Source organism: Bailinhaonella thermotolerans (assembly GCF_003594875.1).
In the GTDB taxonomy this organism is placed as follows: Bacteria; Actinomycetota; Actinomycetes; order Streptosporangiales; family Streptosporangiaceae; genus Bailinhaonella; species Bailinhaonella thermotolerans.
Genome location: NZ_QZEY01000001.1, coordinates 547,471 through 561,287 on the forward strand (window position 1 = coordinate 547,471; position 13,817 = coordinate 561,287).

General features: G+C 73.1%; 16 protein-coding genes. 8 read left to right on the forward strand and 8 right to left on the reverse strand.

Features of this window, described 5'->3' with window-relative positions; all coding sequences use genetic code 11:
- Positions 1-44 precede the first annotated feature (44 nt).
- The 3 genes from D5H75_RS02700 to D5H75_RS02710 all read left to right on the forward strand — a co-directional run bounded on the left by D5H75_RS02700 (position 45) and on the right by D5H75_RS02710 (position 3,252).
- Positions 45-722 carry a helix-turn-helix domain-containing protein gene (locus D5H75_RS02700; RefSeq protein WP_119925187.1) on the forward strand — a complete coding sequence of 226 codons (678 nt, stop codon included), beginning with the start codon at positions 45-47 and terminating at the stop codon, positions 720-722.
- Between the two features lie 204 nt (positions 723-926).
- The gene (locus D5H75_RS02705; RefSeq protein WP_242453944.1) at positions 927-2,171 is read left to right on the forward strand and encodes an MFS transporter; all 1,245 of its coding nucleotides are present in this window, start codon (positions 927-929) and stop codon (positions 2,169-2,171) included.
- Between the two features lie 208 nt (positions 2,172-2,379).
- Positions 2,380-3,252 carry a class I SAM-dependent methyltransferase gene (locus D5H75_RS02710; RefSeq protein ID WP_119924688.1) on the forward strand — a complete coding sequence of 291 codons (873 nt, stop codon included), beginning with the start codon at positions 2,380-2,382 and terminating at the stop codon, positions 3,250-3,252.
- Positions 3,253-3,324: 72 nt separating this feature from the next.
- Here the strand turns inward: D5H75_RS02710 and D5H75_RS02715 are convergent, their stop codons facing one another.
- The 4 genes from D5H75_RS02715 to D5H75_RS02730 form a co-directional block, all read right to left on the reverse strand.
- Positions 3,325-3,672, reverse strand: a complete 348-nt coding sequence (locus tag D5H75_RS02715; RefSeq protein WP_422673054.1) for a hypothetical protein — start codon at positions 3,670-3,672, stop codon at positions 3,325-3,327.
- 130 nt (positions 3,673-3,802) lie between these two features.
- Positions 3,803-4,294, reverse strand: a complete 492-nt coding sequence (locus tag D5H75_RS02720) for a GNAT family N-acetyltransferase (protein ID WP_202637757.1) — start codon at positions 4,292-4,294, stop codon at positions 3,803-3,805.
- 180 nt (positions 4,295-4,474) lie between these two features.
- Positions 4,475-5,569: a winged helix DNA-binding domain-containing protein gene (locus tag D5H75_RS02725; protein WP_119924689.1), complete on the reverse strand. Its 1,095-nt coding sequence runs from the start codon at positions 5,567-5,569 to the stop codon at positions 4,475-4,477.
- Between the two features lie 205 nt (positions 5,570-5,774).
- On the reverse strand, positions 5,775-6,197 hold the full coding sequence (locus tag D5H75_RS02730; RefSeq protein WP_119924690.1) for a VOC family protein: 423 nt from the start codon (positions 6,195-6,197) through the stop codon (positions 5,775-5,777).
- A gap of 384 nt (positions 6,198-6,581) precedes the next feature.
- On the opposite strand from D5H75_RS02730, the gene D5H75_RS02735 reads away from it, so the two are divergent.
- Together D5H75_RS02735 and D5H75_RS02740 are read left to right on the forward strand one after the other, a co-directional pair.
- A complete protein-coding gene (locus D5H75_RS02735; RefSeq protein ID WP_119924691.1) occupies positions 6,582-7,070 on the forward strand; it encodes a VOC family protein in 489 nt (162 codons plus the stop codon).
- Between the two features lie 125 nt (positions 7,071-7,195).
- Positions 7,196-8,017 carry an aldo/keto reductase gene (locus tag D5H75_RS02740; RefSeq protein ID WP_119924692.1) on the forward strand — a complete coding sequence of 274 codons (822 nt, stop codon included), beginning with the start codon at positions 7,196-7,198 and terminating at the stop codon, positions 8,015-8,017.
- Between the two features lie 216 nt (positions 8,018-8,233).
- Here the strand turns inward: D5H75_RS02740 and D5H75_RS02745 are convergent, their stop codons facing one another.
- Positions 8,234-8,842: a TetR/AcrR family transcriptional regulator gene (locus tag D5H75_RS02745; protein WP_119924693.1), complete on the reverse strand. Its 609-nt coding sequence runs from the start codon at positions 8,840-8,842 to the stop codon at positions 8,234-8,236.
- A 74-nt stretch (positions 8,843-8,916) separates the two neighbouring features.
- Between D5H75_RS02745 and D5H75_RS02750 the strand changes: the two genes are divergently transcribed.
- The gene (locus tag D5H75_RS02750; protein WP_119924694.1) at positions 8,917-9,726 is read left to right on the forward strand and encodes an alpha/beta hydrolase; all 810 of its coding nucleotides are present in this window, start codon (positions 8,917-8,919) and stop codon (positions 9,724-9,726) included.
- A 90-nt stretch (positions 9,727-9,816) separates the two neighbouring features.
- Here D5H75_RS02750 and D5H75_RS02755 read toward each other — a convergent pair whose 3' ends face one another.
- Complete coding sequence (locus D5H75_RS02755; protein WP_242453945.1) at positions 9,817-10,656, reverse strand: alpha/beta fold hydrolase; 840 nt, start codon at positions 10,654-10,656, stop codon at positions 9,817-9,819.
- A 141-nt stretch (positions 10,657-10,797) separates the two neighbouring features.
- Positions 10,798-11,142 carry a VOC family protein gene (locus tag D5H75_RS02760; protein ID WP_119924695.1) on the reverse strand — a complete coding sequence of 115 codons (345 nt, stop codon included), beginning with the start codon at positions 11,140-11,142 and terminating at the stop codon, positions 10,798-10,800.
- Positions 11,143-11,200: 58 nt separating this feature from the next.
- Here D5H75_RS02760 and D5H75_RS02765 point away from each other — a divergent pair, with 58 nt between their 5' ends.
- On the forward strand, positions 11,201-11,656 hold the full coding sequence (locus tag D5H75_RS02765; protein ID WP_119924696.1) for a MarR family winged helix-turn-helix transcriptional regulator: 456 nt from the start codon (positions 11,201-11,203) through the stop codon (positions 11,654-11,656).
- Positions 11,657-12,003: 347 nt separating this feature from the next.
- Here the strand turns inward: D5H75_RS02765 and D5H75_RS02770 are convergent, their stop codons facing one another.
- Complete coding sequence (locus D5H75_RS02770; protein WP_119924697.1) at positions 12,004-12,360, reverse strand: nuclear transport factor 2 family protein; 357 nt, start codon at positions 12,358-12,360, stop codon at positions 12,004-12,006.
- A 185-nt stretch (positions 12,361-12,545) separates the two neighbouring features.
- Between D5H75_RS02770 and D5H75_RS02775 the strand changes: the two genes are divergently transcribed.
- Positions 12,546-13,688, forward strand: coding sequence for a serine hydrolase domain-containing protein (locus tag D5H75_RS02775; protein WP_119924698.1), 1,143 nt, complete (start codon positions 12,546-12,548; stop codon positions 13,686-13,688).
- Positions 13,689-13,817 lie beyond the last annotated feature (129 nt).

Below are 13,817 nucleotides of genomic sequence, written 5' to 3' on the forward strand. Positions count from 1 at the left end.
CGGCGCCCGGCGAGCTCGTGGCAGCTTGCTGCCAGACTGGCGGGATGCGGAACGAACAGGTGTTCTCAGTACGAGGGGACGCAGAGCTGGTCGCGCGTGCCGGTCATCTCTTCGAGTCCGCGCTGACGGAGTTCCTCTGCGCCGCCCGGGACCTCAAGACCTGGTCGCAGCCGGAGGCCAGGGCGGCGATCCGGAACCGGATGCGCGCTGCGGATCTCTCCGGCTTCACCTCTCGCAAACTGCTCAGCCCGGTTGCACTCGCCGACGAGGAGGCCCGCGCGCACCTGAGGCAGGTGCAGAGCAAGGGTGCCCTCGTTCGGATCAGCGGCTCGCGACTGCCGCACGAGACCATCCTCATTGACCGGCGGGTGATGATCCTCGCCGGCCGGGAAACCCCCACCGGCCGCGAGTACACCGTGACGACGTCGCGGATCCTGGTCGAAGGGGTCCACTCCCTGTTCCAGGCGATCTGGGACAGCGCCCTCGATTTCGACGCCTATCTGCGCGGCAACGTCCCCCACCTCGACGCCGACGGCCGCAGGATCCTCGAAGCCCTCGGTTCGGGGCTCACCGACGAATCGGCGGCCAAACGGCTCGGTGTCTCGCTACGCACCTACCGGCGGCGCGTGGCCGAACTGATAGCCAAGCTCGAAGCCGACTCCCGCTTCCAGGCCGGGCTGCGTGCGGGCGAGCTGGGGCTGCCCCGCCAAAGACCGTACTGATCGCGTCCCTTCAGCGGTCCGCACACCTGAGCACTTCGGGGCACGGAAGCAACCGCCGCGTCAACCCCACTGATCGCGGCGACGTCCGCGGGCAAGGGTCGCCTGTTGCGGATTCGGCAACGTTATTTGCTGCGAAACGCTGGAATCGATCACTGTCCTGCCCTGGAGGTGACAGTGATGGAGAACCATCGCCATGTTGTGGATGTGGAAGCGGTCCCGGAGGGCTCCGCGGGCGGGGCGGGGAATGCCCCGGCCCCGGCCCCGGCCGGCGGGCGGGCGTTGCCGCTGGGGGTCTATCTGCTGGCGTTCAGCCTGTTCGCCATGGGGAGCGCGGAGTTCCTGCTCGCCGGGGTGCTGCCCGCGGTGGCGGCCGACATCGACGTGAGCCTGGCCGCGGCGGGCGGGCTGATCACCGCGTTCGCGGTCGGGGTCGTCATCGGCGGCCCGCCGTTCGCGGTCGTCAGCCTGCGGTGGCCCCGCCGTACCGCGCTCGTGCTGACCCAGGTGATCTTCGCCGCCTGCGTCGCCGCCGGGCTGGTCATCGGCAGCTACCCGGCGCTGCTGGTCACCCGGTTCGCGGCCGGGCTCGCCTACGCGGGCTTCTTCGCCATCGCGGCGACCACCGCGGTCAGCCTGGTCACCCCCGACCGGGCGGCCCGCGCGTCGGGCGTCGTGGTCAGCGGCCTGAGCCTGGCCATGATCCTCGGCGGTCCCGCCGGGACCCTCATCGGGTACCACGTCGGCTGGGCGGGCGGGTTCTGGCTCGTGGTGGCCCTCACCCTGGTCGCCGCGCTCGCCGTGGCGGTCGCGATGCCGCGTACGGCGGGCGGCCCGGAACCGAGCGTGCGGCGGGAGCTGCGGACCCTGCGGCGGCCGCGCCTGTGGCTCGTCTTCGCGGCCACCCTGCTCAGCACCGCGTCGTACATGATCACGTTCAACTACCTGGCGGAGCTGCTCGACCGCGTCACCGGGATCCCGGACGCGTGGATCGCGCTCGTCCTCATGCTGTTCGGCGTCGGAGCGTACCTCGGGCTGGCGATCGGCGGCCGCGTCTCCGACCGGTGGCCGCACCACGCCCTCGTCGCAGGGGCGGCCGGGATCGCCGTGTGCTCCGCGCTGATCGCCGTGCTGGCGCGGCACGCCCTGGCCGTCGTGCCGCTCGTGCTGCTGCTCGGCGTGGCCGGGTTCGTGCTCAACCCGGCCATCTACGGCCGGGTGTTCACGATCGCCTCCGACGCCCCCACCCTCGCGGGCGCGTCCGTGGTGTCGGCGTTCCAGCTCGGCATCAGCCTGGTGCCCCTGCCGGCCGGTCTCGCCCTCAACGCGGGCGCCTCGGTCACCAGCGTCGCGTGGATCGGCGCCGTCCTGGCCGTGCTCACGATCCCCGTCGCCCTCGCCGAGCGCGCCGCCGGCCGGCCCCGGCCGGCGGCCGCCGCGAGGCCGAGCTGACGCCCCCTCGCCGGAACGCGCCCCTCGGCGGAACGCCCGCTATCCCCCGGATCCGGGAGAGAGCGGGCGCCTCGGTCACACCACCGTTCGCACAGAGCGGAGTCCCCATGCGAGACCTGGGCGGGGCCGTCGAAGCACACCCGCTCCCCAGCCGGGCCGGTCCGAAATTCGATGGCTTCCCCGCGGCGGCCGCCGTTAGCGTGTCGCGGTGATTTACGAGCATCCTCTGGCGTACGTCCTCGGGCTTGAGGGCATCGCGCTGATGCGGGCCTACACCGGCGAGCACGACCGCGCGTTCGTCGAGGCCCGCCTGGCCGAGATCCGCAGGTTCCTTGACGACGACTCGCTGTCCGGGGCCGCCGTGGAGGTTACCCGCGTGGACAGCGTGGACGGTTACCGGATCTGGTCGCGGACCTACGACCGGCCCAACGCCGCGTTCGACGCCGACGAGCCCTTCATCAGGGAGATCGTCGAGGCGCTGCCGGTCGGCGACGCGCTGGACGCCGCGTGCGGCACCGGCAGGATCTCGGCCTGCCTGGCCGGCCTCGGTCACCGGGTGCGCGGCGTGGACAGCTCGCCCGACATGCTGGAGCACGCGCGCCGGCGGCTGCCGGAGGCGGAGTTCCAGGTGGGCGAGCTGGCCGCGCTGCCGGTGCCCGACGAGGCCGTCGACCTGGTGGTCTGCTCGCTGGCGCTGACGCATGTGCCCGCGCTGGACCCGGTGCTGGCCGAGTTCGCCCGGGTGCTGCGGCCCGGCGGGCACCTGGTGATCGCCGACATCCATCCCGAGGGCGTGGCGCGCGGCTCGATCCCGTCAATACGGCTGGCCGACGGGCGGCCGGGCCGGGTGGCCAGCCACCGTCACCTGGTCGGCGACTACCTGCGGGCCGCGCTGGCGGCGGGGCTGCGGGTACGGCGCTGCGAGGAGCCCAGGCACCCGCAGGGGGAACCGGGCGAGCGGACCGGCGAGCTCGCGCCGTGGGACGTGTGGCCGTGGGCGCTGTACGGCCTGGCCCCGGAGGCGGCGCAGGCGGCCGTCGCCGGCACCCCGGCCATGCTGTTCTGGCACTTCCAGCGTTAGGGACCGCTCGGGCGGCATCCGTCAGGGGGGCCGCCCACGCCGGGAGTGTGCGCCGGCCGCCTCGGCGGCTCCCTACTTGCTCAGCACCCGCCCCAGCGGCTCCGGGCCTTCCTCCAGCGCCGCGACCGCCGCGCGCCAGCCGGCCATCCCCGGGGTAGAGGGCGCCGCGCCGGTAGGCCGACGTGAGCCGCTGGAGCACCGCGACTCGCTCGGGGCTCTCGTCGGTCGTCTCGGCGACGCCGTGGCGATTCCGCCGAGCGAGTGCTCCGCGCCGAACAGCGTGAGCAGGCTCTTGTCCCCGGGGCTCATGAAGTACGGGTCGGTGAACCAGTCCGGCCCGCGAACCGTCAGCGGGGACCTGTCCTGGTCCCCCGCGACCACGAGGGCCGGCGTGGTCATGCCGTCGAAGGACGGGTTCATGAAGGGGAAGTGCTCGGCGGCGAACGGGGACAGGTCGTCCCCGCCCCGTCCGTCCAGGGCCCATTCACGGCCGACGCCCGCCAGGCGCCGCCATCGCCGTACGCCCGAGGGGACCGGGAGGCGGTCCGGGCTAGAGGGGGAGGCGGACGATCACTTCGCCGTTGACGTCGAGGTCGCCGGTCGGGGTGAAGCCGAGGCGGGCGTAGAACCCGGCGGGGCCGTCCTCGGCCGCGACGTAGCTGGTCAGGAGTTCGGTGGCGCCGTGCTCCCGGATGAGGTCGGCGACCCGGCGGACCGTGGCCGCGCCGTACCCCCGGCCCTGGTGGCGCTCGTCGATGAGCAGCCGCCACAGGAACCAGGGCCCGATGATCTCCGGAGGCCGGGGCGCGACGTCCCAGCTCAGCATCACGAAACCGACGGGCTCACCGCCCGCGTGGACCGCGCGGAACCACGGGTTCGCCTCGGGGTGGGCCGCCGCGTCCGCCAGGGACCGCCGCACCGACTCGACGAACCGCCGCTGGCCGGGCGCCACCCGCAGCGCGAGGACCGCCTCCCGGTTGTCCTCGCCGATCTCCCGCAGTTCCACGTCCACGGCAGGGTCCTCCGTCTCCTCGCCCTCCACCGGGGCAGACTAGCCGCGCCCGGGGTACGGCGGGCAGGCCGCTTCAGGGTACGGCGGGCAGGGCTCCGCCGGCGGGGTACGGCGAGCGGGGCCGCGCCGTACCCGCACGGGCGGCGGAGACCGAAACGGACGCGGCGAGCAGCGGTGATCGGGACGGGTGCGGCGGGCAACGGTGATCGTTCAGTCCGCGGCGTCGAGGTGGACCTGGTCGATGTCGTCGCCCAGGAAGGCGGCCAGGTCCTGGGCTTCGGCGCGGACGGCCCGCCGTTCCAGGTCGGTGAAGGGGCGCAGGGGGCTGATGCGGAGCCGGGGACCGCGCACCGTCCAGGTGGCGGCGACGCGCCCGTCGACCAGGACCATGCGGCGGCCCGCGACGGACAGGCCGAGGTGGGGGGCGTCGATGACGCGGGAACGGTCGTGGTAGCCGAGGATGGCGTTGTCGTACGCCGGCAGGAACCGGACCGGGGCCGGAGTGCCGGGGTCGGGGCGGGGCGCGTCGGGCAGATCGAGCAGTTCGCGTCCGCGTTCGTCGCGGAAGACGACCAGTTCTCCCCGGACGGCCTTGACCGCGGCGGGCAGCCCGGCCAGGCCGCACCAGGCGCGCAGGTCCGCGGCGGACGCGGGCCCGTAGGCGGCCAGGTAGCGGCGCAGCAGCCGCTGCCCGACCGGGTCGCCGTCGCCGCCGGGCAGCGACTCGACGTCCCGGCCCAGCCAGGTCGCCAGCGGCAGGTTGCGCACGCCGGCCCGCTGCCGCCACAGGCCGCGGGGCGGGAGCTGGACCATGGGGATGAGGGCCGTGACGAGCAGCTCGCCCAGGACCCGGCGCGGCGTCCCGGGCCACCGGTCCCCGAGGGCCTGCGCGAGCTCGCTCAGCGTGCGCGGCCGCCCGTCGGCCACGACCTCGCGCCCGGCGGCGGCCAGCTCGTCCAGGTCGACGCCGGCCAGAGCGCGCCCGTGGGCGCCCAGCGCCCGGCGGCGCAGCATGGCGTCGTGGCGGGCCCGCCAGGCGAGCGCGTCGTCGGAGGCGACGAGGTGGACGGTGCGGCGCATCAGGTGGGTGCGCACCACCTCGCGGCCGGTCAGCGCGTCGTCCAGGTGCTCGGGCCGGAAGCCGGCCAGGCGGGACCACAGCCCGATGAACGGCTCCTGGGGCTCCTGCGCCTGCACGCCGCACAGATGGGCCACCGCCTGCCGTACGGATGACGTGGCGCGCGCGAGCAGGTGCTGGCGGGCCAGGGTGGCGCGGTTGAGGGCGCGGGTGCCGAGGACGGTCATGGCATCGCCCCCAGGCGGGTCACGCGGATGCGGTCAGAGTGGCCGGTTTCGCCCGGTTCGCCGAACATCATGGTCCCCAGACCGTACGCGCTGATCTCGATGCCTGTCCGTCCCGGCTTCCGCATCCGCACGGTGAGTCGTTCCTTCCGCCGGCGCGGGGTCCGGCCGGCCGTACGGGCCGGCGACGTGGACCGCCGGGCCCGGTTCAGCCGGTGCGGGGGGCGGCGACGTCCAGGACCCAGGTGACGCCGAAGCGGTCGGTGAGCATGCCGTACAGCGGCGCCCACCGCGCGGGCTCCAGCGGGCGCACGACGGTCGAGCCCTCGGCGAGCCTGCCCCACAGGGCGCGGATCTCCTCGGCGTCGTCACCGCGCACGGAGACGAAGAACGGGTTCTCGCCCTGGTTCCAGGGCAGCCGCGAGGGCACGTCGTAGGCCATGACGTGGAAGCCGTTGGCGGCGGTCACCTCGCCCCACATCACCCAGCCGGCCTCGCTCTCGTCCTGTACGGCGTTGGCGTCCTCGTAGGTGATCGCGACGGCGCGCCCGCCGAAGACGGACCGGTAGAAGTCCAGCGCCTCGCGCGCGGCGCCCCGGAAGTTCAGGTGCGTGGTGGTGGTGACGGACATGATCTGCTCCTTGATCGGCTGTGCTGGGTACGCCGGTGGCCGCCGCCGTGCCCGTGGGGAGGCCTCCCGGGCGGCGCGGGTGCCAGCCTGCCGGGGGTGGAGGTCAGGGGGTGTCCTGCACTGCGCCGTCCGGCGTCCGTCCGGCCCGCGTCGCGCGCCGATTCGGCCGGGGAGGGTGGCCGGGGCGGCCGCGCGAGGGGTCCCGATCTCGGACGGACCAGGTAAAACGGGCCGTCCGGCCACCAGGGGTGATCTTTACGCGTATGACGGGGCAACTTTTCGCTCGCACGGGAAATGACAGCAGGGGGTTCCCGCCGGGGCCCGCCCCGAGCCGGCCGGCGACCATCGGCCGTACCGGCAGGACGCGAACACGAGGGATGAGCCATGACCGTCGCCAGCACGCCGATGAACCTCACCCAGCCCGCCCACGTGGGGATCTCGGTGTCGGACCTGGACGCCTCGATCGCGTTCTACTCCGCGCTCACCGGGCGCGACCCCGTCGCACGGGGCACGATGGACAGTGTGCCGTTCGGCGGGTCCCAGGGGCTGCCCACCGCCAGGCTGCGCTACGCCACGATCAACCTGGACGGCCTCGGCATCGACCTCATCGAGTTCCAGGAGCCGCGCGGCGAACGCACGAACGGCAGGGCCAACCGCCCCGGCTCCATGCACCTCTGCTTCAAGGTCGACGACTTCGACGAGGTGTACCGGCGCATGAAGGAGGCCGGCCACGACTTCCTCGGCGAGGACTACACCTTCCTCGCCGGCGAGGTCACCCCCGACGAAGCCCTCGGCACCAAGGTCGCCTACTTCAACGACCCCGACGGCACCAACCTGGAGATCATCCAGCCCAAGGGCGGGTTCGCCCGCTGACGGCCCCGGCCACCGTACGGCCCGCCCCGGCGGTCACTCGCCCGCGACCCGGGGGAACGCCCCCTCAGCGCCGGACCGCCCGCCATACCCTCACCGACCGCGACGCGTAAGGAACCGGACCACCCATGACCGTCACCACCGTGAAGCTGAACAACGGCGTCGAGATCCCCCGGCTCGGCTTCGGCGTCTTCCAGGTCCCCGAAGACGAGACCGCCGCCGCCGTCACCGCCGCGCTCCAGGCCGGCTACCGCAGCGTCGACACCGCCGCGATCTACGGTAACGAGGCCGGCGTCGGCCGCGCGCTGGCCGCCTCGGGCCTGCCCCGCGAGGAACTGTTCATCACCACCAAGCTGTGGAACACCGACCAGGGCCACGACGCCGCCCTGCGCGCCTTCGACGCCAGCCTCGCCCGCCTCGGCCTCGACTACGTGGACCTGTACCTCATCCACTGGCCGGCCCCCGCCCGCGACCTGTACACGGACTCCTGGCGCGCCCTCGAACGCCTGGCCCGGGAGGGCCGGATCCGCGCCGCCGGCGTCTCCAACTTCCAGCCCGCCCACCTCAAGCGCCTGATGGACGGCAGCGACCTGGTCCCCGCGGTCAACCAGATCGAGCTTCACCCCGGCCTCCAGCAGGCCGAGCTGCGCGCCTTCCACGCCGAGCACGGCATCGCCACCGAGGCGTGGAGCCCGCTGGCCCAGGGCGCGGTCCTCGGCGACCCGGAGATCACGGCGATCGCCGCCCGGACCGGCAAGTCCCCCGCCCAGGTGGTGCTGCGCTGGCACCTGCAACTGGGCAACATCGTCATCCCCAAGTCGGTCACCCCGGCCCGCATCCGCGAGAACCTCGACGTGTTCGACTTCGAGCTCACCGACGAGGACATGGCGTCCATCGCCACCAGCGACCGCGGCCTGCGCACCGGCCCGAACCCAGACGAGTTCAACTGACCGTGAAGATGCCCGTGGCGACGCTCCGCCGGTCCGGCCCGTCAACCGGCTGACGTCCTCCGGCGGACCCGCTCGGGATTCGCCGGCTCGCCGGGCCCGCGCCTGCCGTACACCTCGGCGACGGGGCTCTTCCGAGCGGTGCGATCTGGCAGGGGACCTCGCCCTGCCCGCCCGCGGGGACGGCGTGCACCTCGGCGATGGGCGGGCGCGCACAGGTCAGGTGGGGGGAAAGGCGCGGTCGAGGGCGTCGAGGGTCTGACCGAGGATCCGCTCGAAGCGGCGCTCGACCTCGGCGGGGGTGGAGCCGTCGAGGAGACCCTGGTGGAGAAGATCGTGGCGGAGGATCAGGGCGCCGACCATCAGAGCGGCCCACGGCGGTGAGCCGCTCGCCTCCGCGAGCGGCGGCAGCCATGACTTGAGGATCGCCGCCCGGCGGGTGCGCAGGGTGGGCGAGTCCTGCTCGCATCGGGCCCAGACGCGGGCTGCCTCCCAGAGGCCGGGCGGCAGGTCGCTCCACGGGCATGGGGCGGTGAGGTGCGGGCCGTCCATGATGAGAGGGCGCAGGGCGGCCGTCGGTGACGCCGGGCCGCGGTTCTCGAGCGAGTCGACCAGCGCGTCGAGGATGGCCGGTTCGGCGTCGAAGAAGAGGTCCTCCTTCGCGCCGAAGTAGTTCACCACCGTCTTCACCGAGACGTCGGCCGCCTCCGCGACCTGCGCCAGCGTGACGTTCTCGAAGCCATCGCGTTCGAACAGGCGGGTCGCGCAGTCGGAGATGCGCTGCCGCGTCTCCGCTCGCTTGCGTTCCCGCAGACCTTCTCTTACCATGACGAAAAGTTTACCACGCTGGAAATAATGCAGTCAGTGTCGCAAGCCTGCGACCAGGATCGGGGGACTTTCTCATGCGCATCGTCAAAGACCACTTCGCGGCGACCTCCGGCGCCCAGGAAGTCGAATACCAGGTGCTCCTCCCCGCCGACCCGCGGGAGGGGGAACGGCTCCCGCTCGTCCTCCACCTGCACGGCGCGATGTCCTCGTCGAGATCGCTGGAACTCGCGCGCCCCCACTATGAGGAGCTCTTCCGCGAGGGCGAGTTCCCCCGTGCCGTGATCGCGTGCCCCAGCACGCCCACGGAGGGCGGCTTCTACCTCGACTGGCCCGACGGGGGCGGCGCCTGGGAGACGCTGATCTCCGCCGAGTTCCCCGGGCACCTGGCGAAGACCTACGGCCCGTTCACCGGGACGGCGCTCATCGGCGCGTCCATGGGCGGATTCGGCGGGCTCAACGTGGCCTTCGGCGACCCGGAGCGCTTCGCCGCCGTCGCCGCGATCTCACCCGCCGTCTTCCCCGGCGAGACACCGCAAGACGTCCCCGAGAAGAACCTCCCCTCCGTCCTGGGAGAGCTTCACCGCGCCATGGGACACGGAACCGGGGACGCCGCCGCTTACACCCGCAACTCCGTGTACGGCAGGGCCCGCGCCAACGCCGAGCGGATCCGCCGCGCCGCCCTCCCGATCCTGGTGGACTGCGGCGCGGCCGACGAGTTCCTCCTGCACGAGGGCGCCGCCTATCTGCACGACGTCCTCAAGGAGCTCGCCATCCCGCACGAGTTCCGCCTCGTCGAAGGGGCCGGACACGTCGGCCCGGCCGCGGAGACCCGCACCAAGGAGGCGATCAGATTCATCGGCGCCGCCCTGCGCCGCCGAGCGTGAGAACACGTCTGCCGGGCCTTCTGGAGGAGGCCGCGCGAGATCGGCGCCTCACGGGCGCGCGGCGGACCAGGCGGGCGGTCCCGGGGGCGTTCAGCGGTTGAGCTCGTCCAGGAAGCCGGCGAGCGCGGTGTTGACCTCCGCGTGCCGCTCCAGTGGCGGCAGGTGGCCCGTGTCCGGCAGGTCGAGCCGGCGGGCGCCCTTGATCCCCTCGGTGAGCAGGTCCGACACCGCCTGGATGGCCGGCACGTCCGCCAGCCCGTTGATCACCAGGGTGGGCGCGGTGATCTCGTGCAGCCGGTCCTTGGCCGACAGGTGCCGCTCGCCCACGGGCGGGCGGCTCCAGGCGCGCTCGAACACCCGCCTCATCATCGCGAACGCCAGCTCCCACACCTCCGGATCGAGATCGTCCAGCCCGCGGTCCGGCCCGGCCACCTGCCACAGGACGTGGGCCCGGGCGAAGGCGTCGAGATCGCCGGGAAGCACCTCCTCCGCCGTTCCGCTCCGGTAGCGCGCCAGCCGATCGGCGGGGACGGTGCTGTGCACCCGCTCCCGCGCCTGCGCGATCATCTCCTCGGGCCAGGCGTGGCCCGACACCCCGGAGGCGATCAGCACGAGCCCCGCGACCCGGTCCGGCGCGACCAGCGCGGCCTCCACCGCGTGCGAGCCCCCCATCGAGTCGCCCACCAGCGTCGCCCGCTCCACGCCGAGGCCGTCCATCACACGCAGCAGATCCTCATGGTGAACGAGTTCACCGGCCGGATCGGCGGACTCGCCGTACCCGCGCCAGTCGTAACTGATCACCCGGTGGCGATCGGACAGCCCGTCGCGCTGGTGCTTCCACATCCGCCGATCGGCGATCCCCGCGTGGACGAGCACCACCGCCGGGCCCTCACCGATCTCGTCACAGGCCAGCCCATCGATCCATTTCACGCCCCAGATCGTAGCCCCCGGACTGATCTTGCACGCCCGGGGTTCGCACCCGGCGAACCCCGGGCGGCCGGGGCCACCGCACGGCGGCGGCCCGGCCACGCGGCCGGCCCGCTGCCGCCCTGACCCGCGGTCTGGGCGCGGTCAGTCGCCGTTGCGCGCCGGCTGGGACAGGCTGAACGCCACGCCCTGGTCATCGGCGCAGTGGGCGTAGGCGCCCGAGGGGATCACGACCGGCTCCTCCGCCGTGCCGCCGAGTTCGCGCACCCGGGCGATGGCGGCGCCGAGGTCGTCCACGGCGAAGAACACGCGCGGGTGTCGCGAGGCGTCGTCATGCGGGGCTCCGCCCATGGGCTCGGATCCCTTGATCATCGAGTAACCCGGGAAGTTGCCCTCGTAGAACTCCCAGCCGAACAGCGATCCCCAGAACCGCCGGGTCGCCTCGATGTCGCCGCTCGGCAGCTCGAAGTACGTGACCTGTCCACTCATGGTCGATCCCTTTCCTATGTCAGTCTCTCTGACATGGAGGCTATGTCATACTACTGACATGACGCAAGACGAGGCCGTGGGCGACCTTGACCAGTCGGTGGGCTACGTCCTCAAGCAGGTGCAGGCGTCCCTGCACTCCGCCATGGACGAGGTGCTGCGCCCGCTGGGCCTCACCGTCGCCCAGTACGCCTGTCTGGAACTGCTCGGCCGGCACCCGGGCCTGTCCAACTCCGAACTCGCCCGCCGCGCCTTCGTCACGCGCCAGTCGATGAACGTCGTCCTCCGCCGGCTCCAGGAGCGGGGCCTGCTCACCCGCCCCGCTCACGCCGCTCACGGCCGCGCGCTGCCCACCGAGCTCACCCCGGCCGGGCAAGAGGCGCTGCATGAGGCCAGCGTCGCCGTACGCGCCGTCGAACGGCAGATCTTCGCGCCGCTCTCCCCCGAACGGCAGCGCCGGCTACGCGAGGACCTCGCCTCCTGCGCGGCCGCCGCCTCCGCGACGCACAGCCCGTAGGAAGGCGACGCACAGCCCGCAGGAAGAAGGACGGCCCCGGGGTCGCGCCCGGGTGTCCCGGTCGACTCGGCGGCACGCGGACCATGAGCGGCGACAAGGCGATGTCCGGCCACGGCGCGTACGGTCGCCCGCCGTGGGAGGCGCGGGATCGGGGCGCCGTCGCCGGGGCGGAGTAGGGCGGGACGGGGCGCCGTCGCCGGGGCGGGGTAGGGCGGGACGGGGCGCCGGGGGTGCGGCGAGGGCGCGGCCGCTCGCCGTACGGCCGCCGCCGGGGCGGGTCGGCGGCCGCGGCTCATCTCAAAGGCGGCCGGTCCGCCTGCTGCCGCTCGATGCGGACCGGGGTGGGGTTATCGCTGGGGTTGTTCGTAGTAGGCGCGGACGCGGGCGGCCTGGCCGTTCTCGTTGAGCTCGACGACGTCGAGGACGCGGTTGCCGTTCTCGCGCCGGTAGAGCAGCGCGTAGCCGCCGGGGCCGGGCAGCAGGGCCTCCTCGGTGAAGGTCAGGCCGGGAGCCAGTTCGAGCCCGCGCTCGAAGTGCCTGCGCAACTCGGCCCTGCCGTGCAGCCGGCCGTCGGGCCGGCCCCAGCGGCGCGTCACGGTGGAGGCGGCGAAGTCGACGTCGTCCGCGTAGCAGGCCATGATCGCGTCGAGGTCGCGCGCCCTCCACGCCGTGAGCCAGGCGTCGGCATGGGCTCGAAGATCCATACCCGCACTATCCCACCTCGCCCGGGTGACTCGATTTCGCCCCCCACTCCGGCGGGCCGCATCGTCACGCGCCAGGAGGGGACCGCTTACCGGAACCGCGCCGCCTGTCGTAGCGCTGTGAGAGCGCTGTCATCGCCGATCGGCATCGTCGAGGGCGTCAAGGACAGCTCGGTGAAAGGCACGACATGACAGGCAACGGGCACGACAAGACCCAGCGGATCCTCGACCGGGCGGTGGCCGAGCTCGGCATCCCCGGCATCGTCATCGAGGTCAAGAACGCCGAGGGCTCCTGGTTCGGCACCGCCGGAGTGTCCGATCTCACGACCGGGGCGCCGCGCGTGCCAGGGGAGTTCCTGCCGATCGGCAGCGGCGCCAAGGGCATCACCGCCGCGACCCTCCTCACCCTGGAGGCCGAGGGCCGGGTGGACCTGGAGGACCCGGTGAACAAATGGCTGCCCGGCGTGCTGACCAACGGCTACGACGGTGACCGGATCACCATCAGGCACCTGCTCAGCAACACCGGCGGCCTGTTCGCCACGGGCCTCGCTCCGGGGCTGATCGGCAACTACGCCAGCCGGGCCAGGTTCGACGAGCACCGCTTCGACGAGTGGACCCGCGAGGAGCTGCTGAGGCTGGCGGTGTCCGAGCCGCCCGTCGGGCAGCCCGGCGAGCGCTTCCTGTACGCCAACGGCGGCTTCTACATCGCCAACGCGATCATCGAGAGGATCACCGGCAACACCTACGCCGAGGAGGTCCGGCGCGCGGTCATCGAGCCGCTCGGCCTGACCGACACCTACGTGCGCGGCGGCGGCGACACGGGATACCGCGGCCCGTCGCCGCGGGCGTACTCGACCCAGTTCTACAAGGACGGCGTCGACCCGGCGGACGTCACCACGGAGAACTGGGAGTCGGCGTTCGAGGAGCCGGGGCTCGAACCCCTCGACGTCACCGAGTTCAACACCTCCTGGGAGACCGGGAACATCGTCTCGACCACCAGCGACGCCATCCGGCTCCTGGACGCCCTGGCCGGCGGCACCCTGCTGCCTCCGGAGCAGCACCGCGAGATGTGGACCACGGTCTCGACCGAGGGCGCCGGCTGGCTGCCGCACACCCGGTACGGCCTCGGCATGTTCGAGCTCGACAGGGCGGTGACGGGCGGGCTCGCCGTCCGCGGCATGGCCGGCAGCTACTGGGGCCACATGTTCTTCGCGTTGAGCAGCCCCGACACCGGGGCCGCCTTCGCCTTCCACACCAACACCGAGGCGAAGAGCTGGGACGTGCCCTTCAGCATCGCCGAAGCCGAGTTCGGCTTCACGATGAGCGCCTGAGCCCGGGGGCACGTGCGGCCGTGCGCAGGCCCGCCCGGCCGCGCGCCCCCCGCCGGGCTCCCCCCTTCGACGGTGTTCATGGCCTCACCCCTTCGACCGGGCGAAGGGTGTGGTGGGGTCCGGGCCCTG